Raw genomic sequence first — 23,123 nt, forward strand, 5'->3', positions numbered from 1 at the left:
CACGGGTCAGGAGATCGACATCGGCAGCGGTCGACCGGCGAGGCCGCGTCCCTGTCGTCCGAGCTGTGCGGCCAGAGTGCGGATGGCGGTCGCCGCCGCGTCGTCCGGCTCGGCGATCACGACGGGGTCGCCGACGTCGCCGCCCCGCCGCAGCGCGGGGCTGAGCGGGATCGAGGCCAACAGCGGCACCGGGGAGCCGGGTTCCGACAGGGCCTCGGCGACCGCCGCCCCGCCGCCCGCGCCGAACAGATCGACCACGGTGCCGTCCGGGAGCGTGTACGCCGCCATGTTCTCGACCACGCCGATCACCCGCTGTCCGGTCTGCCGCGCCACCAGTCCGCTGCGGATCGCCACCTCCGATGCGGCCGCCTGCGGCGTCGTCACCACGAGGACCTCCGCGTGGGGGAGCAGCTGACCGATCGAGATCGCGATGTCTCCCGTGCCGGGCGGCATGTCGATCAGCAGCACGTCGAGGTCGCCGAAGAAGACGTCGGTGAGGAACTGCGACACGGTCCGATGCAGCATGGGCCCGCGCCACGCGACGACCGACTCGCCGTCGCGCAGGAACATCCCGATCGAGATCGCCTTCACGCCGTGCGCGACCGGGGGCAGCATGAGGTCGTCGATGCGCGTGGGCTGCGTGCCGGCGGGGATGCCGAGCAGACCGGGGATCGAGAACCCGTGCACGTCGGCGTCGACGAGGCCGACCGCGAGCCCGCGCTGGGCGAGAGCGACCGCGAGGTTCGCGGTGACGGTGGACTTGCCGACGCCGCCCTTCCCGCTGGACACGAGGATCACGCGCGTGAGCGACTCGGGTCCGAACGGCATGTGGCGCGGCGGGCGACCGGCGCGCAGCTTCTCGGTCAGCGCCTTCCGCTCGGCGGGGGTCATGACCCCCACGTCCACCTCGACGGTCTCGATGCCGGGCACCGCGGCGGCCGCGGCGCGGACATCCCGCTCGATGCGGTCAGCGGCGGGGCACCCGACGATGGTCAACGCGATCCCGACGTGCGCGACGGTGCCGTCGACCTCGATGTCCCGCACCATGTCGAGCTCACCGATGGGGCGTCGCAGCTCCGGGTCCGTGACGGCGGAGACGGCGCTGCGGACGCTGTCGGCCGCGGTCATGGGGTCGCGCCGCCCGCCGGCTCGTCCTCGGCGTCGTTCAGCTCGGCCAGCAGCGCCTTCAGCTCCTGGCGCAGCACGTCTCGGGTGACCGCCTGCGAATTGCGCTCCTCGAGCGCCATGCGCAGCGCCACGATCTCCCGCGCCAGGTACTCCGTGTCGGCGAGGTTGCGCTCGGCCCGCTGGCGGTCCTGCTCGATCTGCACGCGGTCGCGGTCGTCCTGCCGGTTCTGCGCGAGCAGGATCAGCGGGGCGGCGTACGAGGCCTGCAGTGACAGCATGAGCGTGAGCGCCGTGAACCCCAGGGCCGCATCGTCGAAGCGCAGGTGGTGCGGCATGAGCGTGTTCCACCCGATCCAAAGGATGCAGAACAGGCTGAGGATCACGAGGAAGGCGGGCGTGCCCATGGCCCGGGCCACCCACTCCGTGAACCGTCCGAAGCGGTCGCGGGAGGTGGTGCGGGGGCGCGTGGTTCCCCGCCCCGGTGCGTCCAGGCGCGGCGTCGACCGGCTCATCCTCGCCATCAGCGCGCCCCCGTCGTGGGCGACGCGTCGTCGCTGTCGTGCGTGCGCCAGTCGTCGGGCAGCAGGTAGTCCAGCACGTCATCGATGCTGATGGCGCCGACGAGGCGGTGGGCGGCGTCGACCACGGGGAGCGACACCAGGTCGTAGCTGGCGAGCATGCGGGCGACCTCGGCCGCGGAGGCCGTGACCGGGACGGGTTCGAGGCTGTCGTCGAGGATGGCGCCGAGGCGCTCGTGCGGCGGGTAGCGCAGCATCCGCTGGAAGTGTACGAGGCCCAGCAGGCGTCCGGTCGGGGTCTCGAACGGGGGCAGCGTGACGAACACCGCGGCGGCGAGGGCGGGGTGCAGCTCGTGACGGCGGATGAGCGCCAGGGCCTCGGCCACGGTCGCGTCGGCGGAGAGGATGATCGGCTCCGGCGTCATCAGACCGCCCGCCGTGTCGGGGCCGTAGCGGAGCAGCATCCGGACGTCCTCTGCCTCTTCCGGCTCCATCAGCTCGAGCAGCTGCTCCAGGCGGTTGGGCGGCAGCTGTGCGAGCAGGTCGGCGGCGTCGTCCGGCTCCATCTGGTCGAGGATGTCCGCGGCGCGCTCGTCGCCGAGCCGGTCGAGGATGTGCACCTGCTCGTCCTCCGGCATCTCCTCCAGGGCGTCGGCGAGACGGTCGTCGGAGAGCTCTTCGGCGACCTCGATCATGCGCTGCTGCGGCAGGTCGAGGAGGGTGTTGGCGAGGTCGGCGGCGTGCAGTTCGGAGTACGACGCGACGAGCTGCTCGGCGGACTGCGCCTCGCCCGGCGCCCGCTCCTCGGCGACCTCGTTCCAGGCGGCGAACGTCGTCGGCCCCTTGGCGAAGGGGGAGGCCCCGGTCTTCGGTCGCCGCAGGAAGAGCTGGCTGATGGCCCATTCGCCCAGACGGTTCGGCTCGATCGCCACGTCTTCGATGACGGCGGTGCCGCTGCCGTCGATGAGGCTCACGCGGCGCCCGAGCATCTCCGCGAGCACCCGCACCTCACCGGCTCGCGGTGAGAAGCGGCGCACGTTGATGAGGCCCGTGGTGATGACCTGCCCCGACCGGATCGAGGTGACCCGCCCGATCGAGAGGAACACGTGGCGGCGGCCGGGGATCTCGACCACGAGGCCGATCACACGAGGGGCCGCGGTACTTCGATACACGACGACGACATCCCGGACCTTGCCGAGCCGGTCGCCGACGGGATCGAAGACGGCGCACCCTGCGAGGCGCGCGGCGAAGACCCGTTGTGTGCTCACTCGTCCAGCGTATCCCGGGGGTCTGGCCCGCGGCGGCCGCACGCCATCCGCGGCGGCCGTGAGCACGGCATGGAAGAATGGCTTGATGAGCATGCTTAATCGCCCAGCGAACGGCACGGACACCGGCGAGATCGTCGCCTCGATGCGCGACTACGAGAGCGCGCAGAAGACGGTGTCGAAGCTGATCGCCGGAGAGGTGCCGGCGCGGGACATCGCGATCGTCGGGCAGAGCGTCCGCACGGTCGAGCGGGTGACGGGGCGCCTCGGCTATGCCGCCGCTGCCCGATCGGGCGCGATCAACGGCGTGCTGATCGGGCTCTTCCTGTCGGCCATCCTGGTGCTCGGCAACCCCGAGGTCCCCATCCAGCTGTTCGTGGGATTCGTCTTCATCGGTGTCGCGGTCGGCATGCTGCTGAGCCTCGTGACGTACGCGATCGTCCGCCGGCGCCGCGACTTCGCGAGCGTCACGCAGTTCGCCGCCGATCACTACGAGGTCACGGTGCAGGCGGCGTCGCTGGCCAAGGCCCGCCAGGTGCTCGGTGCCACGCGGGTCGCTCCGGTGCGCCCGCCCGTGAACCTGGACGAGCCGCCGCGCTACGGGGAGCGCATCACCCCGGGCGCCGGTACCCCCGCTCCCGCTCCCGCACCCCCGGCTGCCCCGGCTCCCGCGCCCGCTCCGCCGGCCCCCGAACCTGAGCCGGGCGCGGAACCCGCCCCCGCTCCGGCCCCCGAGCCTGAGCCGGGCGCCGACCCCGCCCCCGCTCCGGCCCCCGAGCCCGCTCCCGCTCCCGCCCCGGAGCCCGCCCCCGAACCCGCTCCCGCCCCCGAACCCGCTCCCGCCCCCGAACCCGCTCCCGCCCCGGAGCCCGCTCCCGCCCCGGAGCCCGCTCCCGCCCCCGAGCCCGGGGTGCCGCCCCGGCCGGCCGATCCCGGCGCCGCTGGCACGATCCGCTGACGCGGCACGACGAGCGATGAGCACCCTCGACGTCGCGCTGCCCAACGGCACGGTCACGGTGTCGGTCGATCGGACGGACGCCGAGAGTGACGACATCGTCCTGATCGCCCACGGCGCCGGCGCGGGCAAGGACCACCCGTTCCTCGTCGGCCTCGCCGGGGCACTCGACGGTCTCGGTCTCGCGACGGCACGGTTCTCCTTCCCCTACAGCGAGCAGGGGCGGAAGATGCCGGGTCCGGCGGCCCACGCCGTCGCCACCTGGCGCGCGATCGTCGAGGCCACCCGGGCCGCCCACCCCGGTCGACGCATCTGGGCCGCGGGCAAGTCGTACGGCGGGCGCATGGCGTCGCTCGCGGTCGCCGAGGGGCTCGCCGTCGACGGGCTCGTGTACCTCGGCTACCCCCTGCACCCGCCGGGGCGCCCGGACCGTCCGCGCACCGAGCACCTTCCGGCGATCGCCGTGCCGCAGCTGTTCATCGAGGGGACGAACGACCCGTTCATCCAGCCGCTGTCGCAGTTCGAGGAGGCGCTCGCCGCCTGCCAGGACGCCCGGGTCCACTGGATCGAGGGCGGCGGTCACTCCTTCGAGATCGCGGGACACAAGCGCCCCGCGGCCGATGTCGGGGCCGCGCTCGCCCCGGTGATCCGCGACTTCATCGTCGCCCGACGCCGCTGACGAGATTCCCCAGAACTTTTTCTCCGATTCGCGTAATGAATCGTGTGCGAGCCCGTCTCATCAGGTGGAGACGCCACACGAACTCCTCCGGGGGGCGGAGTTCGGGCGCCGGTGCGGGGGGTTCTGCGCCGGTCGGGTGGGCCCGGGAGCCTCGGGGGAGGAGTTCCCGGCCCGGCCCGCTTCCATTCAGGGGGACGGGCCGCCGATCTGGGGAGAACGGCGGCCCACCACCCCTCACTCCGCGGAACCGGAGGCGCCGGCTAGATCAGGCGGCGCAGGTCCGCGTCGGCGAGCAGCCGGCGCATCGTGGTGCGGCCGAGCGCGCTCATCGCCGGATTCGAGCGCTCGTAGTACCAGCCGAGGCCCGCGGCCTGCTGGAAGGCCCAGGCCGCGCCGCGCAACCAGGTCGTCGTGCCCACGTCGACCGCGCCCCGCAGCACCTCGCGCACCGGCGCGTCGAACAGGTGCCACGCGCACACCAGGTCGAGGGCGGGGTCGGCCGGACCGAAGTCGCCCCCGTCGAGCACACCGACCAGGCGGGTGCCGCCGTCCTCGGCGATCAGCAGGTTGAACGGGGTGAGGTCGCGGTGGCTCATGACCACGTCCTCGGCGGACGGCAGCGACCGCAGCTCCGACCACAGGGCGGTGGCCGCGGCGACATCGAAGAGCGACCCGCTGCGCGCGAGGCACTCCGCGACCCACTCGTCGTGGTCGGCCAGCACTCCGCCGCGGCCCCGACCGTCGAACCCGCGCCCTGCGACGTCGACCGCGCGCAGCGCACGGATCAGCGCCCCGAGGTCACGCGCGAGGTCCGCGGCATCGGCGTGGGCCAGCGGGTCGGCCGGTCGTCCGGGCACCCACGTCTGCACCGACCACGCCGACGGGTAGTCGGTCGACGGCGGCACGACGCGCACGGGGACCGGGGCGGCGAACGGCGTCGCCTCGGCGAACTCGTGCAGGGCGGCCGCCTCCCTCCGCAGCTGCTGCTCGGTGGTGGGCAACAGCGGGAAGCGCGCCACGAGGTCGTCGCCGAGCCGCACGATGGTGTTGACCGTGCCCGCCGCGGGGACCCTGCGCAGCGGTCGACCGTGCAGGTCGGGTGCATCCCGGGCGAGCAGACGGTCGGTGAGGGTGTCGTCGACCGTCAGCTCACCGTCGTGCATCGCCGGGTCAGCCGCGGAGCCGGGCCATCCACGCCTCGACCTCGTCGGCCGTGCGCGGGATGTCGGCCGACAGGTTCACGGGGCCGTCCTCCGTCATCAGGATGTCATCCTCGATCCGGACCCCGATGCCGCGCAGCTCGGCGGGCACCGTGAGGTCGTCGATCTGGAAGTACAGACCGGGCTCGATCGTGAAGACCATGCCCGGGGCGAGGATGCCGTCGTAGTACATCTCGCGGCGGGCCTGAGCGCAGTCGTGCACGTCGATACCCAGGTGGTGCGAGGTGCCGTGCACCATGTAGCGGCGGTGCTGACCGCCGGCGTCGGCGTCCAGCGCCTCCTCCGCCGTGACCGGCAGCAGACCCCACTCGGCGGTGCGCTCGGCGATCACGGCCATCGCGGCGGCGTGCACGTCGCGGAACCGCACGCCCACCCGGGCTGCCGCGAACGCGGCGTCGGCCGCCTCACGGACTGTCTCGTACACGCGCCGCTGCACGTCGGTGAAGGTGCCCGAGACCGGCAGGGTGCGCGTGATGTCCGCCGTGTACAGGCTGTCCGCCTCCACCCCCGCATCCACCAGGATCAGGTCTCCGGGAGCGACCACACCGTCGTTGCGCGTCCAGTGCAGGTAGCAGGCGTGCGGGCCGGACGCGGCGATCGTGTCGTAGCCCTCGCCGTTGCCGTCCTCGCGCGCGCGGCGGTGGAACACGCCCTCGACCACCCGTTCGCCGCGGGCGTGCGCGATCGCGGCGGGAAGCTCGCGGATGATGTCGTCGAAGCCGTTCGCGGTGATCTCCACCGCACGCCGCATCTCGGCGATCTCGAACTCGTCCTTGATGAGGCGCAGCTCGGAGACGACGCGGGTGAGGGTCTCGTCCTCGTCGAGGACGAGCTCGCCCTCGCTCGGGCGGAACTCGTGCAGGTGTGCCGTGGCGATCTGCAGGTCGGCGGCAACGCCGTCCAGCGAGGGGCGCGGGCCGATCCAGAACTCGCCGATCGTCGCGTCGGCGTAGAACTCGGTGGTGGTGCGGTCCGCGCGCTCGCGGAAGTAGAGGGTGACGTCGTGGCCGCCGTCGGTCGGCTCGAACACCAGGACGGAGTCGGGTTCGGCGTCCGACGCCCACCCCGTGAGGTGCGCGAACGCCGAGTGGGCGCGGAACACGTAGTCGGTGTCGTTGCTGCGCTGCTTGAGAGAGCCCGCCGGGATCACGAGGCGCTGCCCGGGGAAGGCGGCCGAGACGGCGGCGCGGCGCTTCGCCGCGAACGGTGCCTGCGCGCGCGGAGCCGGAACCGTCTCCGGACGCTCGGCCCATCCGGTCGAGATGGTGTCGAGGAAGCCCTGCGGGAAGGGCTGCTTGCGATTGGTCGAGCTGTTCTCGACGGGGGCTTCGACGGTCTCGTCAGCGATCGTGTCGCGTTCTCCGGTGCTCATCGCTCCAGTCTCTCACCCCGGGGCGCACGCGCAGGGTCAGCCGGCCGGTTCCAGCTGCACCACGAGCGCGCGGTGATCGCTGCCACCGGCGTCGTCCAGGACGACGGACCCCGTCGGGCGCCAGTTCGGAGAGGCCATCACGTGGTCGATGGGGGCCCCGGCCAGCGCGGGCAGGGAGCTGGGCCACGTGCCGGACAGACCGTTGCCCGTGCGAGAGGCGACGTCGCGGCAATAGCCCATGTCGCCCCCCTCCACGCCGAGCGACGCCATGTGGTCGACCGTGGCGTTGAAGTCACCCGCGAGGATGAAGTCGCCCGCCGGGCACTGGTCGGCGATCCACTGCAGGTCGCTCTGCCACTGCTGCATCTCCTCCATGCGCGGAGCGACCGCGTGCACGGCCACGATCGTCGGCCCGTCGCCGTCCACCGGCATCAGCACGACGCTCGGCACGGACCCGGTGTTGCTGCTGCCGTCCCTGGCGGACTCGATCACGGAGTACTCGCCCAGCTCGGGAGCGACCAGCACGGTCGTCTGCCACGACTGCGGGCCGTTCGGCACGTCGGGCCGGAACTGCACGTGGTGCACCCACATCGGGTGCCCCTGCTCCCGCAGCATCAACGCGATGCGCTCGCCGACCGCCTCGGTGGTCTCCGGCAGAGCGACGACGTCGGCACCCTGCTCCAGGATCCGTCGTGCGATCTCCTCCGCGGGAACGGCCTCGCCCGCCGTGTTCCAGGTCAGCACCCGCAGGCTGCTGTCGGTCGCGGCGGGGAGGGTGGCGCCGGTGAAGCCGCGCGTCGCGCCGATCACCCCGGTGGCCCCGGCACCCAGCAGCGCCACGATCAGGATCGACGCCGCGAACCCTCGGAGCGGCCGGGCCAGCAGCAGCAGGAGCGCCAGCACCGCGACGACGAGGAGCGCGCCGAGCACCAGGCCGCGGGCGGCGACCAGCTGCGCGAACGGGTAGGTCTGCTCGAGGCGGAAGAACTGCGGCCACACCACGATGGCCGTCGCGATCGCGAACAGCACGGTGAACAGGATCCCCAGGAGACGAAACATCCCCTCCAGCCTAGAAGCGACGCCTGTGAAAGCCCTGCCGCGACGCCGATCAGCGCGGCTGCGGATCCGCGGGTCCCGGCGCTCGCTACGCTCGGAGGATGCCCGCCGCGTCACACAGGTTCGCCGGTCCCGCCGACCTGCACCTGCACTCCAACCACTCCGACGGCACGGAGTCGCCCGCCGAGGTGATGCGGCAGGTGTACGCGCACGGTGTCCGCACGGCCGCACTGACCGATCACGACCGCACCACCGGCTGGACCGAGGCGGGCGATGCGGCGGTCGCCCTCGGCATGACGTTCCTGCCCGGAATGGAGCTCTCCGCCAAGCACGAGTGGCGCAGCGTGCACGTGCTGGGCTACCTCTTCGACCCGGACGACGCCGCGCTGCGCGCCGAGACGAACCGCATCCGCGACGACCGGATCGGACGGGCCGAGCGCATCGTGCGCAACATCGGTCGCGACTACGACCTGCAGTGGGACGACGTCGTCGCCCAGACCACGCTCGACGCCACGGTCGGCCGACCGCATATCGCCGACGCCCTCGTCGCGCGCGGCATCGTGCGGGATCGCACCGAAGCGTTCGACGGCATCCTGCACCCGCGCGAGGGCTACTACGAACCCCACTACGCCCCCGACCCGCTCACCGCCGTGCGGCTCATCACCGCCGCGGGCGGGGTGGCCGTCATCGCCCATCCCGTCACGGCCGGCCGCGACCGCATGATGCCCGTGGCGTACGTCGAACGGCTGATCGACGCGGGGCTCGGCGGCTTCGAGGTGGACCACCGCGAGAACACCGCGCAGGGCAAGACGATGCTGCGCGAGCTCGCGGCACGGCACGACCTCATCGTCACGGGGTCGAGCGACTACCACGGCAGCGGCAAGCCGAACCGCCCGGGGGAGAACACGACGGCCGAGGACATGGTGCAGCGCCTCATCGACCGGGCGTCGGGCTCCACACCGCGCTACCCCTGACGACGCGCTGCCGTCGAGTGGCCGTGACGGCGCGACCCGTGAGGAAAGACGAGGGGCGCCGCACGGATGACCGTGCGGCGCCCCTCGGACGATGATGCGGCCGGCTCAGGCGCCGGCGACGGGCGCGGCGCCGGCGGCACCGGAGCCCCCGCGACGACGACGGCGGCGGCGGGCGGGAGCCGGCTTGCCGTCGTGGTGCTCCTTGCCCGCACCGTCGTGCGTGCCGGCCCCCTCGGCGCCGCGGTCAGCGGACGCAGCGGAGGAGCCTTCGGACGCGGTGCCGTCGGCGGCACCCTCGGCGAACGTCGAACCGACCTGGCTCGAGCCCGTGCGGCGGCGGCGACGACGACGCGTGCCCGCCTCGCCCGTGCCCTCGGCCGCGGCGTCGGCGGCGCGCTCCGGACGACGGGAGCGCTCGGTCTTGACCGGCTCCTTCTTCGGCGCGGAGACCAGACGGCCCTTGGTGCCCTCGGGGATGTCGAGGTCGGTGTACAGGTGCGGGCTCGACGAGTACGTCTCGATCGGCTCCGGCTGGCCGAACTCCAGCGCTCGGTTGATGAGGGCCCACTTGTGCAGGTCCTCCCAGTCGACGAACGTGACCGCGATGCCCGTCTTGCCCGCCCGGCCCGTGCGACCCGCGCGGTGGAGGTACGTCTTCTCCTCATCGGGGATCGTGTGGTTGATCACGTGCGTGACGTCGTCCACGTCGATGCCGCGGGCGGCGACGTCGGTCGCGACCAGCACGTCCTTCTTGCCCGCCTTGAACGCCGCCATCGACCGCTCGCGCTGGTCCTGACCCATGTCGCCGTGCACGCCGCCCACGTTGAACCCGCGGTCGCCCAGCTCGTCGACGAGACGCTGAGCGGCCCGCTTGGTGCGGGTGAAGATGACGGTCTTGCCGCGGCCCTCGGCCTGCAGGATGCGGGCGATGACCTCGTCCTTGTCGAGCGAGTGCGCGCGGTAGACGAGGTGCTTGATGTTGGCCTGCGTGAGACCCTCGTCGGGGTCGTTCGCGCGGATGTGGATCGGGTTGGTCATGAACCGGCGGGCCAGTGCCACGATCGGCCCGGGCATGGTCGCCGAGAACAGCTGGGTGTGGCGCACGGCCGGGACCTTCTGGAAGATCTTCTCGATGTCGGCGAGGAAGCCCAGGTCGAGCATCTTGTCGGCCTCGTCGAGCACGACCTCGGTCGCGTTCGACAGGTCGAGCAGGCGCTGACCGGCCAGGTCGATCAGACGGCCGGGGGTGCCGACGACGATCTGCGCGCCCGCCTTGAGCTGGTCGATCTGACCCTCGTAGGCCTTGCCGCCGTAGATGGCGACGACGCTGGTCGAGCGGTTGCTGGTGAGCAGGTCGATGTCTTCGTACACCTGCACCGCGAGCTCGCGGGTGGGGACGACGATCAGCGCCTTGACGCCGTGCTCCGGGTCCTTCCCGAGCCGCTGCACGACGGGGATGCCGAAGCCGAAGGTCTTCCCGGTACCGGTCTTGGCCTGGCCGATGATGTCCTGGCCAGGCAGGCCGAGGGGGATGGTCTGCTCCTGGATCGGGAAGGCATCCACGATGCCCTTCGCGGCCAGTGCGTCGACGATGTCCTGATCGATGCCGAGATCGGCGAAAGTTGTCACTGTTTTCAGATTGCCTGTCCGGCGACCCGCGGGGATCGCCACGTAAACGGAGCCACGCCGTCTCTTGTGCCACAGGCGCGGGGCCCCGCTCCGACGGCGGGGACAGGGACAGCCTACCGGAGCCCCTCTCTCCGCCAGGAAGAAGCGCGGGCCCGAGTATTGTGAACGACGTGGTGGACTCGGGAGGACGGCCTCGTGGTTAAGTGGTTCTGGCAGCGCGACCGTGCGCCGCGGCGCGCCCTCGCACTGCGCAGTCGCGGCGAGCAGGGCGATGCGACCCGGGTCGATTTCGCCGAGCTGGCGCCCGAGCTTCCGCGCTTCCTCGGTCAGGCCGCCTACCTGCAGCTCGGCTACTTCGAGACGCTGACGCGACTCATCCGCGCGACACCCGAGCTGTCCGAGAAGGAGGCCCTGTCGCGCGCGGCGGGTGCCGCACTCACCAAGCACCGCGGCATCGTCGACCTGATCGCCGAGCGCGGAGACGACCCCACGCAGCTGATGCTCCCCTTCCGCGAGCACCTCGACGCGTTCCGCCGCAAGACCATCGGCGCGCGCCCCCGGGAGACGCTCCTCGCCGTGTACATCACCGCGGGCATGCTCGACGACTTCTATCTCGCCCTCGCGTCCAGCTACGGAGAGCCGGGGCGGCGCGTCGCCGAGATCCTGCGCGAGGACGACGCCAGGCACGAGATCGTCGCGATCATCCAGGAGACGATCGAGAGCGACGAGGAGTGGCGGTCGCTGCTGTCGATGTGGGCGCGGCGCCTCGTGGGCGACACGATCCTCGTGTGCCGTGCCGCGCTGCGACCCGAACTGCTCGCCGTCGAGGAGGAGCGCATCGAGCCGGTCTACACCGAGCTCATGGGCGCGCATGCTCGACGCATGGACGCGATGGGCCTCGCCTCCTGAGCGGGCGGGCCCGCCGGGTCAGATCCCGAGCGCGGCCTTCGTCTCGGCGTCCGAGCGCCGGCGCAGGGCGGTGACCCCGACCGCGACCGCGGCCGAGACCACCACGGAGCCGAGGATGCTCGCGAGCCAGAGCCACGGGCTGTCCTCGCCGACGCCCGCCCACTGGAGCACGGTGTAGAGGAGCGCCGCGGTGGCGGTGGCGACGGCCGGAGCCAGGGCCACGCCCCGGAGCTCACGGCCGCCGACGACGTAGTGCACGGCGATGCCGAGCGCGCACGCCGCGATCAGGGCGAGGAGGATGTACATCGGCGGTCAGGCGACGAAGCCGACGCGGCGCGACTCCTCGGTGCCCAGCTCGATGAAGGCGAGGTTCGCGGTCGGCACGATGTAGGAGTTGCCCTTCACATCGGCGAAGCTCAGGTGGCTCGCGCTCTGCTCCAGCGCCGCGGAGACCTGGGTGCGGACCTCGTCCGCCGAGGCGGCGGTGTCGAAGCTCAGCTCGCGGCCGGTGTTGATGATGCCGATGCGGATTTCCACGCGTGCTCCTTGAAGTTCGTCGGACTCGCCAACTCTATCGCGCGGCACCGGGGCCGGATCGGCCGTCGCCGCCGGTTTCGCCAGCAGCGCACAGCGCGCCCGCGCGGGGCGGGCGACGCCCATGTCGGCCGCTCCCGTTAGCGTGGAGGACATGACTTCGGATGCCGCTCAACGTGCCGTGATCATGGCGCCGCCGACCGCGTCCGGCGTCATCATCGGTGCCCCGGGCACCGGCAAGACGACGGTGCTGGTCGACCGCATCGTGCGGCTCATCGACGAGGAGGGGCTGCGGCCGGAAGAGGTGCTCGCGCTCACCCCGAGTCGACAGGCCGCGACGGCGCTGCGCGATCGCATCGGCGTGCGCGTGGGACAGGCGACCCCCGGCCCGCTCGCCCGCTCGCTCGGTTCGTTCGCCTTCCAGCTCGTCCGCGGGGCGATGGTGCGCGAGGGCGCCGAGCCGCCCGCGCTGCTGACGGGCGCCGACCAGGACCGCATCATCGCGGAGCTGCTCGCGGGAGACACGGAGGACGGCCGCATCGCCTGGCCCGAGTCGCTCAGCGCCTCCGTGCGGGCGTCGAGAGGATTCCGGTCGGAGCTGCGCGCGTTCCTGGCCGAGTGCACCGAGCTGGGCGTGCACCCCGAGGAGCTGCGGTCGTCGGGCAACGAGGTGTGGGCGGCCGCTGCGGAGTTCCTGGTGGAGTACCGCACGGTGCTCGACGCCCTGCGGTCGGCCCACCGCGACGCGGCCGACCTGCTCAGCGAGGCGAGCGCGATCCTGCGCACGGCCGATGCCGCCACCCTCGGCCCGCTCGCGCCCGTGCGCGCGGTGCTGATCGACGATGCGCAGGAGCTCACGCGCGGGGGCATCGCGGTCGTCCGCGCCCTGCTCGACCGCGGGGTCGCGGTGCTGGCCTTCGGCGACCCCGACATCTCGTCCGGGGCGTTCCGTGGCGCGAGCCCCGAGCTCTTCTCGCAGCTGGCGGGGGCGCTCGGCGACGTGCACGTGCTCGACGGGGCGCACCGACAGCACGCCGCGCTCACCGCGCTCACCCGCACCGTGACGCAGGCGATCGGGGTGTCGGGGCGCGTGGAGCATCGGCGGGCGCCCGCGCCGCTCACGGGGGAGGACGAGGCCGCCGTCGTGTCGACCTTCCTCGCGCCGTCGCCCTACGAGGAGTTCGACCGCATCGCGGGGGTGATGCGCGACTGGCACCTGAGCGACGGAGTGCCGTGGGATCGGATGGCGGTGATCGCCCACGACACCCGTCAGGTCACCGCCCTGGAGACCGAGCTGGCGGCGCGGGAGATCCCCACGCGAGCCGCCGGGGTGCAGCGACCGCTCGGCAGCGAGGGGATCGTGCGCGACATCGTCGGGATCGTCCGTCTCGCGCTGACCCCCGACGAGGAGCGGACGGTGCAGGCATGGGAGGACGCACTGCGGACGCCGTTCGGGGGCATGGATGCGATCGCCCTCCGCCGACTCAGGGCGCGGCTGCGGCATCTCGAACTCGCCGACGGGGGATCGACGCCCGCGCGCGAACTGCTGCGTCAGGCTCTGTCGCAGCCCGCGACCCTCACCCTCATCGACGCCCCCGAGTCGCGCACGGCGGAGCGCTTCGCGGAGACGGTCGAGGCGGTCGCCAGGGCCGCCGCGGAGGGCGAGACCATCCACGATCTGCTGTGGCGCGTGTGGGAGCAGGCCAGGGCGGTGGACGGTCGCCGGCTGTCGGTGGCGTGGCGGGAGATCTCGCTGCTGCCGACCGGGGCGGAGACCGCGCGCTCGCTCGACGCGCTGGTGGCCCTGTTCGACGCGGCCAAGCGGTTCGTGGAGCGCACGCCGAACGAGAAGCCCGAAGTGTTCGTGCGCGCCATCCTCGACAGCGAGGTCCCGGAGGACACGCTGTCGACGCCGGAGCGTCCCGGAACGGTCACCCTGCTCACCCCCGCGACCGCATTGGGCACGGAGTTCGACGCGGTCGTCGTCGCCGGGGTGCAGGACGGCGTCTGGCCCAACGTACGGCTGCGCGGCGGGCTCCTGCAGACGTGGCGGCTGCCCGGGGCGCTCGCCGCCGCCCGCACCGGTGTGCCCGACGAGCCGCCCGGTGTGCTCGACCGCCGACGGGCGGCCCTGCACGACGAGCTCCGTCTGTTCGTGCGGGCGATCTCGCGCGCCCGCGGCCGACTGCTGATCACGGCGGTCGACGACGATGACCTCACCCCCAGCCCGTTCTTCGGCTTCCTTCCGCCCCCGGAGCCCCCGGAAAGGCATGCGTCCGCGGAGCACCCGCTCACCCTGCGGGGCCTGGTCGCGCGCCACCGGCGCACGCTCACCACGGTGACGGCCGAGCCGCTGCGGCGCGAAGCCGCAGCGCAATTGGCGGTGCTGGCGCGGGAGGGCGTGCCGGGAGCCGACCCGGCCGAGTGGTACGGCGTGCGGCCGGCATCCACGCGGGCTCCGCTGCGCGACCTCGCGACCTCGGGTGCCCGCGTGTCGCCGTCGGCGGTCGAGTCGTTCGAGGAGTGCGGCCTGAACTGGGTGGTCTCGGCCCTCGGCGGCGACACCGTCATGCCCCCGACGGCGGGAATCGGCACGATCGTGCACGAGGCCATGGAGCGCGTGCCCGACGGCGACCTCGAGCGCATGCGGGCGATCGTCGCCGAGCACTGGCCGGAACTCGACTTCGAGACCGAGTGGATCGGACGCAAGGAGCGTCGTCGTGCCGACCTCTTCGTCGACCGGCTGCACACGTATCTCGGCGATGTCGCGCGCGACGGAGGCCGGGTGCTCGGCAGCGAGGTCGAGTTCCGATTCGCGGTCGATGCCCGGGAGGGCGCGGAGGAGCCGACCGTGCATCCGGTCGACGAGGAGCGGGCACACCGGGCGATCGTGCACGGGTACATCGATCGGGTGGAGTCGTATCCCACCGGTGCGGGTGACCACCCGCACGCGCGAGGACGGGGATGGGAGCGCATGACCGGCGACGCCGAGGGCACGACCGTGGTCGTCGACCTCAAGACGGGCAAGACCGACCCGGAGACCGACGGTGCGGTGCGGGAGCATGCGCAGCTCGCGGCGTACCAGATCGCGGTGCAACAGGGGCTGGTGCCGGGCGCGACCCCGGGGTCGCTCGGCGGCGCGCGACTCGTGATCGTCTCCAAGACCCTGGCGAAGAGCGACTACCGCATCGCCCATCAGCACGCGCTCGACGGCGATGCGCGGCGGCAGTTCCTGCAGCGCGTGGCGGAGGTGGCGCGGGGCATGTCGGCCGCGGGGTTCACGGCCCAGGTCGAGTCGCACTGCGCCGACACGCAGCGCCGCGTGCACCCGTGCCGCATCCACACGGTCCCGGCGGTGAGCTCGTGACCGTGGCGGCGTCCGAGGTGGTGCTCTCGGCGACCGACATCGCCGCGGCGCTCGGCCTGCCCACGCCGACTCCCGCCCAGCAGGAGGTGATCGAGGCCCCGCTCGAGCCGGCGCTCGTGGTGGCCGGGGCGGGCAGCGGCAAGACCGAGACGATGTCGGCGCGCGTGGTGTGGCTCGTGGCGACGGGTCGCGTGCGGCGCGACGAGATCCTCGGGCTGACCTTCACCCGCAAGGCCGCCGGCGAGCTGGCGGAGCGGATCGGTGCGCGTCTCGCGGTCGTCGACGAGTACGGCCGACGGGGACTGCTGCCGCACCTGCCCGCGATCGTCCGCAGCGACGCCCTCGACCGGGTGGCGGAGGCGGCGTCGGGACGGCAGCGCGACCTGGTGCGCGCCACGGTCCTCGACGACCTCGCCCGTCGGTTCGACACGGGTTGGGACCCGGCAGCGCCGCGGACGGCGGAAGACCTGATGATCCGACCGCGCGTGTCGACGTACAACGCGTTCGCGGACGGGATCGTGCGCGAGCATGCGGCCCGGATCGGCCGTGATCCCGATGTCGCCATGCTCAGTCAGGCGGCGTCCTGGATGCTGGCGCGGGAGGTGGTGCTCCGCAGCGACCTTCCGCAGCTGGAGGAGATCGACTACGCGCTCGGCACGGTCATCGACGCGGTGCAGCGCCTGGCCGGTGACGCGCTGGACCACCGGGTCGACCTCGCGCTGGCCGAGCGCATCGCGGTGGAGCAGGCGCGCGCGTTCGAGCCGTACCGGAGCAACGCCGACGTCGAGAAGGCGGCGATCAACCTGCTGAGCCTGCCCACGCTCACCGCCCTGGTGCGCGAGTACATCGCGGAGAAGCAGCGCCGGGGGGTGCTGGACTTCGCGGATCAGGTCGGCGGCGCCTACGACATCGTGGAGTCGGCCCCTGATGTGCGGGCCGAACTGCGCGAGCAGCACCGCGTCGTGCTCCTCGACGAGTACCAGGACACCTCGGTCATCCAGACCCGCTTCCTCGCCGAGCTGTTCCGCGATACGGCCGTCATGGCGGTGGGCGACCCGCATCAGTCGATCTACGGCTGGCGCGGAGCCAGCGCCGACAACCTCTACGCGTTCTCCCGGTCGTTCGCGAGCGCGGGGGCGGTGCGCACGTACAGCCTGATGACGAGCTGGCGCAACGACCGGGGCATCCTCGACATCGCTAACCGGGTGCTGGAGCCGCTGCAGCGCCCCGGACTGGACGTGCCGCCGCTGGAGGCGCGTCCCGGAGCGGGTGACGGCGGCGTGGAGGTGCGCTTCCCGCTCACGGTCGATGAGGAGGCGGCGGCGGTGGCGGACTGGTTCGTGCAGCGCCGCGCCGCACACGACGCGGGGGAGGGGGCGCGGGCCGGATCCCCGCACACGGGCGCGATCCTGTTCCGCTCGAAGCGTCACATGCAGACGTTCGCAGCGGCGCTGGCGGCCCGAGGGGTGCCGCACCGCATTCTCGGGCTGGGCGGCCTGCTCGCCACGCCGGAGGTGGTCGACGTGGTGTCCACACTGCGGGTCGTGCACGACCCCACCGCCGGTTCGGCCCTCATCCGGCTGCTGACCGGACCGCGTTTCGGGGTGGGAGTCGCCGACATGGCGGCGCTGTACGACCTCGGCCGCACGCTGGCCGAGCGCGACACGACGATGCTCCCGCTCCCGGACGAGGTGCGGGTGCGGCTGCGTTCGTCGCGCGGAGCGGACGAGGCCGTGTCGATCGTGGACGCGGTCGACGTGGTGCGCGCGGTGCGAGACGACTACCGCCTGCTCGAGGCCATCACCCCGGAGGGCAGGGCGCGGATCCGCGCCGCGGGGGAGATGCTGGAGCGGTTGCGCCGCGCGTCGTCGCAACCGATCCCCGAACTGATCCGTCTGATCGAGCTGGAGCTCCGTCTCGACATCGAGCTCGCCGCGAACGAGACCCGCGGACCGGCGCGGATCGCGGCGACGCAGTTGCGAGCCTTCGCCGACGAGGTCCGTGCGTTCCTCGCCGCCGACGACCGCGGCACGATCGGCAGCCTCCTCGCGTGGCTCGACAAGGCGGAGAGCACGGACGAACTGATGCCGCGCCCCGAGCCGCCGGAGCCGGGCGTGGTGCAGCTGCTCACGATCCACGGCTCCAAGGGGCTCGAATGGGATGCGGTGGCGGTGGTGCGACTCGTGGTGGACGAACTGCCCGGTCGCATCGCCGACACGTCGGGCTGGTTCGGGTTCGGCGTGGTGCCGTTCGAGCTGCGCGGCGACCGTGACGCGCTGCCGAGGTTCACGTGGGACCCGGAGGACGCGGTGGGTGCCGAGACCGATCCGGTCAAGCGGCAGAAGCTCGCGCAGGCCTCGCTGTCGGGCGGCGCCACCCAGGCGAACCCTCAGGGCGGCGCACTCAAGCGCTTCAAGGACGCCTACCGCGAGTACCAGCGCCAGGAGGAGCGGCGCCTGGCGTATGTCGCGATCACCCGCGCCCGGAGCGACCTGCTGCTGACCGGGGCGCACTGGGCGGGGCAGAAGGCGCCGCGCACTCCGAGCCCGTATCTGCTGGAGGCGATCGAGGTGCGGGGCCTCGCGCCGATCGATGGCGTGGACCCCGACGAGAACCCGTACGACGGTCCGGGTGCGACCCTGCACTGGCCGCTCGACCCGCTCGGCGCACGGCGACCCGTGGTGATGCCTGCCGCGGCGGCGGTCGAGGAGGAGCTGCGATCGGGCACCGCGACCCCCACGCCCGAGCTGCAGCGACTGCTGGCGGAACGCGAGGCCCGCCAGCGGGGCACTGCGGCGGACGCTCCGACCCGTGTCCCTGCGTCGCGCTTCAAGGACTACGTCACCGACTACGCGGGAACGCTCGCGTCGATCGTGCGCCCCATGCCGGAGCGTCCCTATCGGCAGACGCGCCTGGGCACGCTGTTCCACGCCTGGGTCGAGCAGCGCTCCGAACTGGTGGGGGTCGGCTCCCGCGTCGATGAGGCGCTGTGGGAGCAGGACGAGGACGAGCCGTTCGCCGACGCCGTGTTCGACGGCGCCGGCCCCGGCGCGGTGGCCGACGCCGCCGACCTCGCGGTGCTGCAGCGCACGTTCGAGCAGAGCGAGTGGGGGTCGTTGCAGCCCCTGGCGGTCGAGATCGAGATCGACTTCGCGCTCGGTGCGGGCGGGGAAGGGTACGAGGACGAGCGCGGACACATCGTGATCTGCAAACTCGATGCCGTGTACCGCCGCGCGGACCGTGGCGGCCGCATCGAGATCGTCGACTGGAAGACCGGCCGCGCGCCCCAGACGGCCGAGGAGCGGGAGGAGCGGATGCTGCAGCTCGCGCTGTACCGCCTCGCGTACCACCGGCGCTTCGGGGTGCCGCTCGACGAGATCGACGTGGCGCTGTACTACGTCGCAGACGACCTCGTGATCCGCGGGGACCGGGTCTATTCGGAGGAGGAGCTCTTCCAGCGCTGGAGTGCCGCGCGCGCCGCCCGCTGAGCCTCTTCGGAGTCGTCCCCGTCGTCCGCGCCTCCGTCGTGGCCGCCCGGGGTGGGCGCCGCGTCGACGTCACGCGAGCCGTGCGTCCCCGCGAACCCGGAGCGCACGCCGGAGAGGTCCTCGGTGTCGAGCTCGACCGCGCTGAAGCGCGGGGCGTCGCCCGCCGGAGCCTCGGCGTCGCTCCGCGTCGCACGACTCCACGGCCTGGCCGCGTCCGCTTCTGCCGGAGCGGAGCCGGGCTCCGCGTCGTCCCGCGCCTCGGCGTCCGCGACCCACAGGTCGTCGGGGTTGTAGGCGTCGGTCTGCATGGACGTGTCGACCTCGGGCGCGCGGGCGACAGGGACCCGGTCGAGTGCCTCCATCGCGGAGTCCACGCCGCTGCGGCGCTCGGCGGTCGCGATCCCGCGGTCGTTCAGGCCCTCCGCGAGAGCGGTGAGCAGTGCGGCGGCGTCGTCGACGATGTCGGGGCGGTGCAGCGCGTCGCCGTGAACCAGCCAGCGCGCGAACTCGAGCTCGGCGAGCAGCCGGGCACGGGCGTCGAGCCCGGCGTCGGGGCCACGGTCGACGGTGCGGGCATAGGCAGCCTGCACATCGGTGGCGGCCTCCGGCGCGGCCGACAGCCAGGAGAGGTCGACCGCGGGGTCGCCCACCGCGAGCCCGTGCCAGCCCACGAGCCCGGTGACCCGGGGGCCCTCGTGCGGGTCGTCGTCGAACAGGAAGGAGGTCGCCTGCACCCCGCCGAGGACGACGGTGGACTCGAAGCGCCACAGCTCGTCGTCCGCGATCGCGTCGCGCCAGCGCACGGTGAGCCGCGCGGGGACGCGGCCGGTGGCGGCGGCGGTGTCGACGAGTCGTTCGAGCTCGGCGCGGCTCTCGTCGGCGCTGCGCGTGGGGAGCCCCGCGCCGCGGACGACGGAGGTGGGCATGCCGTGCACGGCGGCGATCGCGGCGCCCATCGACTCGGCGGCGCCACGACCCGCCGGCACCATCGGGGCGTCGATCTGGAAGCCGGGCAGCAGCTCGGTCACCAGCGCACGTCCGTCACCCAGGCGTGTCTCGCCCACGTACGCCGGGGCACGGAAGGGCAGCATCGCGCGGGCGCCGTCGGTGAGCGCGCGCAACGCGATGGCCTCGGCCGCGAGCTCGCGCGCCGCATCGTCGTCGTCGGCCACGCGGATCGCCAGTTCCCTGCCGTCGGCGAGAGAGGCGACGGCGGAGTCGAAGCGGCCGTCGCCGTCGGCGGTGAGCGCTCGGGTGCCCGTGACCTCAGCGCCGGGAAGTGCGGCCGTCACCGCCGCGGCTAGAGTGAATGGAGAGCGTCCCATGCCCCCAGGGTAGGTGGGCTCAGGGGCGGTCCCGCCTCCGCCACGCCCGTGAAAGGGGGAGTCGATGAGCATTCCGCGTCCGTTCTTCGACCGCGCAGCGGAGCTCCGTGAGGAGCCCGGCGTGATCGACCGTCTGCGCAGCGAGGCCGAGGCCGGGGTGATCGTCGTGCGCGAGGGCCGCGTGCGCGTGGTCGACTCAACGCTCGTCCGCGTCGCGCCCGACGCCGTGGGGGAGGCGACCTGGGCGCTGCTCGGCCGCGACGCCGACGGCGCGGTGCTGCTCCTGGCCGCCGCGCCGCCGGAGACCGACGCCCTCGACGCCGCTCCGGACGAGATCTGGCTCGGGCTGCGCGACCTGGGGGGCCGCATCGACGCCGGGGAGTCGGAGGTGCTGGTGGGAGCCGTCGCGCTCGCCGGCTGGTTGCGCGACGCGCCGTTCTGCCCGACCTGCGGCGGCGGTACCGAGCTGCGTCAGGCCGGCTGGTCGCGCCGCTGCCTGGTGTGCGGGCGCGAGCACTTCCCCCGGACGGATCCCGCGGTGATCGTCGCGGTCGAGAGCGCCGACGGTGAACGGCTGCTGCTCGGGGCGAACGCCAACTGGGGCGGCCGCATGTACTCGTGCTTCGCGGGCTTCACGGAGGCGGGCGAGTCGCTCGAGTCCACGGTGCACCGGGAGATCGAGGAGGAGTCGGGGGTGCGTCTCTCCGACGTGCGGTACGTCTCCTCGCAGGCGTGGCCGTTCCCCCGCTCGCTCATGGTCGGATTCCGGGCCGTCGTCGAGGACGAGGCGGCCGCCCGCGCGGACGGCGAGGAGATCATCGACGTGCGCTGGTTCACGCGCGACGAGATCGGTTCCGCGCTCGCGGGGGAGGGGCCGGTCGGTCTCCCCGGCCCCGCGTCGATCGCGCGCGCCCTGATCGTGCAGTGGTACGAGGAGCGCGCGTGAGCGCACTCGACGCCCTGGACGAGCGGCAGCGGGCAGCGGCCTCCGTCCTGCGGGGCCCCGTCGCCGTGCTCGCGGGGGCCGGGACGGGCAAGACCCGTGTGATCACGCACCGCATCGCCCACGGCGTCGACACCGGCGCGTACTCGCCGTCCCGCGTGATGGCGGTGACGTTCACGGCGAAGGCGGCCGGCGAGCTGCGCGGACGCCTTCGTGCCCTGGGCGTGGAGGGCGTCGCTGCTCGCACGTTCCATGCGGCGGCGCTCGCGCAGTTGAACTTCTTCTGGCCCACGCTGGCTGGCTCGCCCGCGCCGTCGATCATCGACAACAAGGTGCGCATGCTCGGGCAGGCGGCCGACGCGCTGCGCCTGCGACCGAGCACGGCGACCCTGCGCGACATCGCCTCCGAGATCGAGTGGCGCAAGGTGTCGATGCTGTCGATCGACCGGTACGCGGAGCTCGGCCGACCCATCAGCGGGATCGACGCGGGACAGCTCGTCGAGCTGATGCGCGGCTACGAGGCGCTGAAGGACGAGCGGCATCAGCTCGACTTCGAGGATGTGCTCCTCGCGTGCGCCGGGATGCTCGAGGCGGAGCCGCGGGTCGCGGCCTCGGTGCACGAGCAGTACCGCCACTTCACGGTCGACGAGTTCCAGGACGTCTCCCCGTTGCAGAACCGACTGCTCGAGCTGTGGCTGGGCGACCGCCGCGATATCTGCGTGGTGGGCGACGCAAGCCAGACGATCTACTCCTTCGCGGGCGCCGAGCAGCGGTTCCTGCTCGAGTTCGAGCGCCGCCACCCGGATGCCACGGTCGTGCGACTGGAGACCAACTACCGGTCGCAGGAGCCCATCCTGACGGCGGCCAATGCGTTGATGCGGGGTCGACCCGGCGCACTCGAGCTCGTCCCGGCCCGCGAGCAGTTCACTGCGGATGCCCCGACCGTCACGGCGTACGACTCGGAGTCCGACGAGGCGGCGGGCATCGCGGCCGGTGTCGCTGCCCGGATCGCGGCCGGAGCCTCGCCCGCCGAGATCGCGGTGCTGTACCGCGCCCACGCCCAGTCGGCCGTGCTGCAGCAGGCGCTCGCCGCGGAGGGCATCGCCACCTCGGTGCTCGGCGGCACCCGGTTCTTCGCGATGCCGGAGGTGCGGCAGGCGATCCTCGCACTGCGGGCCGCGGCCGTGGCCCCGACCGAGCATGGCTTCCTGCCCGGTGTCCGCCGCGTGCTGAAGGAGCTGGGTCTGACGGAGGAGCCGCCCGCCGCGGGTGGTGCGCAGCGCGACGGCTGGGAGGCGCGCCGGGCGATCCTGCGCCTGGCGGAGGAGGCGGGACCCGACGAGACGCTGCGGTCGTTCAGTGACGCGCTGATGGCGCGGGCGAAGGACCAGCACGAGCCGACGCTGCGCACCGTGACCCTGTCCACGCTGCACGCGGCGAAGGGCCTCGAGTGGCCGCACGTATACCTCGCGGGCTGGGCGGAGGGCGCGCTGCCGATCTCCTACGCCACGACGTTCGAGGCGATCGACGAGGAGAGGCGGCTGGCGTATGTGGGCGTCACGCGGGCCGCGCGAACGCTGGAGATCTCCTGGTCGCGATCGGCAGGTCGAGGGGAGCGGGCACCGTCGCGGTTCCTGGCCGAGATGGGGACGACGGCTCGCGGCACAGGCATTCTGCGCGAAACGACACCGAACGCCACACGCGCCGCCCGTCGGCGCTGACCCGCACGAGCCGGGCGGGGTCGGACGAGGCGAGCAGGAC

Annotated in this window: 18 protein-coding genes; 8 read left to right on the forward strand and 10 right to left on the reverse strand. The window is 73.0% G+C overall.

The genetic code is table 11. The features are described 5' to 3' along the window. Positions 1–6: 6 nt before the first annotated feature. The 3 genes from ACWH95_RS11225 to ACWH95_RS11235 are packed head-to-tail and all read right to left on the reverse strand — an operon-like array spanning position 7 to position 2,914. Entirely contained in the window at positions 7–1,128 is a 1,122-nt protein-coding gene (locus ACWH95_RS11225; RefSeq protein ID WP_136033192.1) for an Mrp/NBP35 family ATP-binding protein, read from the reverse strand. Then, positions 1,125–1,649: a DUF1003 domain-containing protein gene (locus ACWH95_RS11230; protein WP_136033189.1), complete on the reverse strand. Its 525-nt coding sequence runs from the start codon at positions 1,647–1,649 to the stop codon at positions 1,125–1,127. The genes ACWH95_RS11225 and ACWH95_RS11230 overlap by 4 nt, the downstream gene beginning before the upstream one ends. Next, on the reverse strand, positions 1,649–2,914 hold the full coding sequence (locus ACWH95_RS11235; protein WP_136033187.1) for a magnesium transporter MgtE N-terminal domain-containing protein: 1,266 nt from the start codon (positions 2,912–2,914) through the stop codon (positions 1,649–1,651). The genes ACWH95_RS11230 and ACWH95_RS11235 overlap by 1 nt, the downstream gene beginning before the upstream one ends. Before the next feature lie 85 nt (positions 2,915–2,999). Between ACWH95_RS11235 and ACWH95_RS11240 the strand changes: the two genes are divergently transcribed. Together ACWH95_RS11240 and ACWH95_RS11245 are read left to right on the forward strand one after the other, a co-directional pair. Next, the gene (locus ACWH95_RS11240; protein ID WP_454120676.1) at positions 3,000–3,869 is read left to right on the forward strand and encodes a general stress protein; all 870 of its coding nucleotides are present in this window, start codon (positions 3,000–3,002) and stop codon (positions 3,867–3,869) included. Positions 3,870–3,885: 16 nt separating this feature from the next. Beyond that, the gene (locus ACWH95_RS11245) at positions 3,886–4,545 is read left to right on the forward strand and encodes an alpha/beta hydrolase family protein (protein ID WP_136044780.1); all 660 of its coding nucleotides are present in this window, start codon (positions 3,886–3,888) and stop codon (positions 4,543–4,545) included. A gap of 260 nt (positions 4,546–4,805) precedes the next feature. Here the strand turns inward: ACWH95_RS11245 and ACWH95_RS11250 are convergent, their stop codons facing one another. The 3 genes from ACWH95_RS11250 to ACWH95_RS11260 are packed head-to-tail and all read right to left on the reverse strand — an operon-like array spanning position 4,806 to position 8,196. Continuing rightward, positions 4,806–5,708 (reverse strand): phosphotransferase, encoded by a 903-nt coding sequence (locus ACWH95_RS11250; RefSeq protein WP_454120677.1) that lies wholly within the window; start codon positions 5,706–5,708, stop codon positions 4,806–4,808. 7 nt (positions 5,709–5,715) lie between these two features. Next, positions 5,716–7,137: an aminopeptidase P family protein gene (locus ACWH95_RS11255; RefSeq protein WP_454120678.1), complete on the reverse strand. Its 1,422-nt coding sequence runs from the start codon at positions 7,135–7,137 to the stop codon at positions 5,716–5,718. A gap of 36 nt (positions 7,138–7,173) precedes the next feature. Beyond that, the gene (locus ACWH95_RS11260) at positions 7,174–8,196 is read right to left on the reverse strand and encodes an endonuclease/exonuclease/phosphatase family protein (protein WP_136029982.1); all 1,023 of its coding nucleotides are present in this window, start codon (positions 8,194–8,196) and stop codon (positions 7,174–7,176) included. 98 nt (positions 8,197–8,294) lie between these two features. Between ACWH95_RS11260 and ACWH95_RS11265 the strand changes: the two genes are divergently transcribed. Beyond that, on the forward strand, positions 8,295–9,167 hold the full coding sequence (locus tag ACWH95_RS11265; protein WP_454120679.1) for a PHP domain-containing protein: 873 nt from the start codon (positions 8,295–8,297) through the stop codon (positions 9,165–9,167). A 105-nt stretch (positions 9,168–9,272) separates the two neighbouring features. Here the strand turns inward: ACWH95_RS11265 and ACWH95_RS11270 are convergent, their stop codons facing one another. Next, on the reverse strand, positions 9,273–10,796 hold the full coding sequence (locus ACWH95_RS11270; RefSeq protein ID WP_454120680.1) for a DEAD/DEAH box helicase: 1,524 nt from the start codon (positions 10,794–10,796) through the stop codon (positions 9,273–9,275). Positions 10,797–10,991: 195 nt separating this feature from the next. On the opposite strand from ACWH95_RS11270, the gene ACWH95_RS11275 reads away from it, so the two are divergent. Beyond that, positions 10,992–11,705 (forward strand): ferritin-like fold-containing protein, encoded by a 714-nt coding sequence (locus ACWH95_RS11275; protein WP_136029975.1) that lies wholly within the window; start codon positions 10,992–10,994, stop codon positions 11,703–11,705. A gap of 18 nt (positions 11,706–11,723) precedes the next feature. Here ACWH95_RS11275 and ACWH95_RS11280 read toward each other — a convergent pair whose 3' ends face one another. Further along, positions 11,724–12,011: a hypothetical protein gene (locus ACWH95_RS11280; protein WP_136029973.1), complete on the reverse strand. Its 288-nt coding sequence runs from the start codon at positions 12,009–12,011 to the stop codon at positions 11,724–11,726. A 6-nt stretch (positions 12,012–12,017) separates the two neighbouring features. Continuing rightward, positions 12,018–12,242 (reverse strand): DUF3107 domain-containing protein, encoded by a 225-nt coding sequence (locus ACWH95_RS11285; protein ID WP_136029971.1) that lies wholly within the window; start codon positions 12,240–12,242, stop codon positions 12,018–12,020. Between the two features lie 151 nt (positions 12,243–12,393). On the opposite strand from ACWH95_RS11285, the gene ACWH95_RS11290 reads away from it, so the two are divergent. Together ACWH95_RS11290 and ACWH95_RS11295 are read left to right on the forward strand one after the other, a co-directional pair. Further along, positions 12,394–15,606 (forward strand): ATP-dependent helicase, encoded by a 3,213-nt coding sequence (locus ACWH95_RS11290; protein ID WP_454120681.1) that lies wholly within the window; start codon positions 12,394–12,396, stop codon positions 15,604–15,606. Then, the gene (locus tag ACWH95_RS11295; protein ID WP_454120682.1) at positions 15,570–19,094 is read left to right on the forward strand and encodes a UvrD-helicase domain-containing protein; all 3,525 of its coding nucleotides are present in this window, start codon (positions 15,570–15,572) and stop codon (positions 19,092–19,094) included. Before ACWH95_RS11290 ends, ACWH95_RS11295 begins: the two co-directional genes overlap by 37 nt. On the opposite strand, the gene ACWH95_RS11300 is transcribed toward ACWH95_RS11295, so the two are convergent. Next, positions 19,040–20,419 carry a hypothetical protein gene (locus ACWH95_RS11300; RefSeq protein WP_454120683.1) on the reverse strand — a complete coding sequence of 460 codons (1,380 nt, stop codon included), beginning with the start codon at positions 20,417–20,419 and terminating at the stop codon, positions 19,040–19,042. The genes ACWH95_RS11295 and ACWH95_RS11300 overlap by 55 nt on opposite strands. Positions 20,420–20,483: 64 nt before the next feature. Between ACWH95_RS11300 and nudC the strand changes: the two genes are divergently transcribed. Together nudC and ACWH95_RS11310 are read left to right on the forward strand one after the other, a co-directional pair. After that, positions 20,484–21,365, forward strand: a complete 882-nt coding sequence (nudC, locus tag ACWH95_RS11305) for an NAD(+) diphosphatase (protein WP_454120684.1) — start codon at positions 20,484–20,486, stop codon at positions 21,363–21,365. Beyond that, on the forward strand, positions 21,362–23,083 hold the full coding sequence (locus tag ACWH95_RS11310) for an ATP-dependent helicase (protein ID WP_136029965.1): 1,722 nt from the start codon (positions 21,362–21,364) through the stop codon (positions 23,081–23,083). The genes nudC and ACWH95_RS11310 overlap by 4 nt, the downstream gene beginning before the upstream one ends. The last annotated feature ends 40 nt before the right edge of the window (positions 23,084–23,123 follow it).

The organism is Microbacterium sp. NPDC055502 (genome assembly GCF_053643635.1).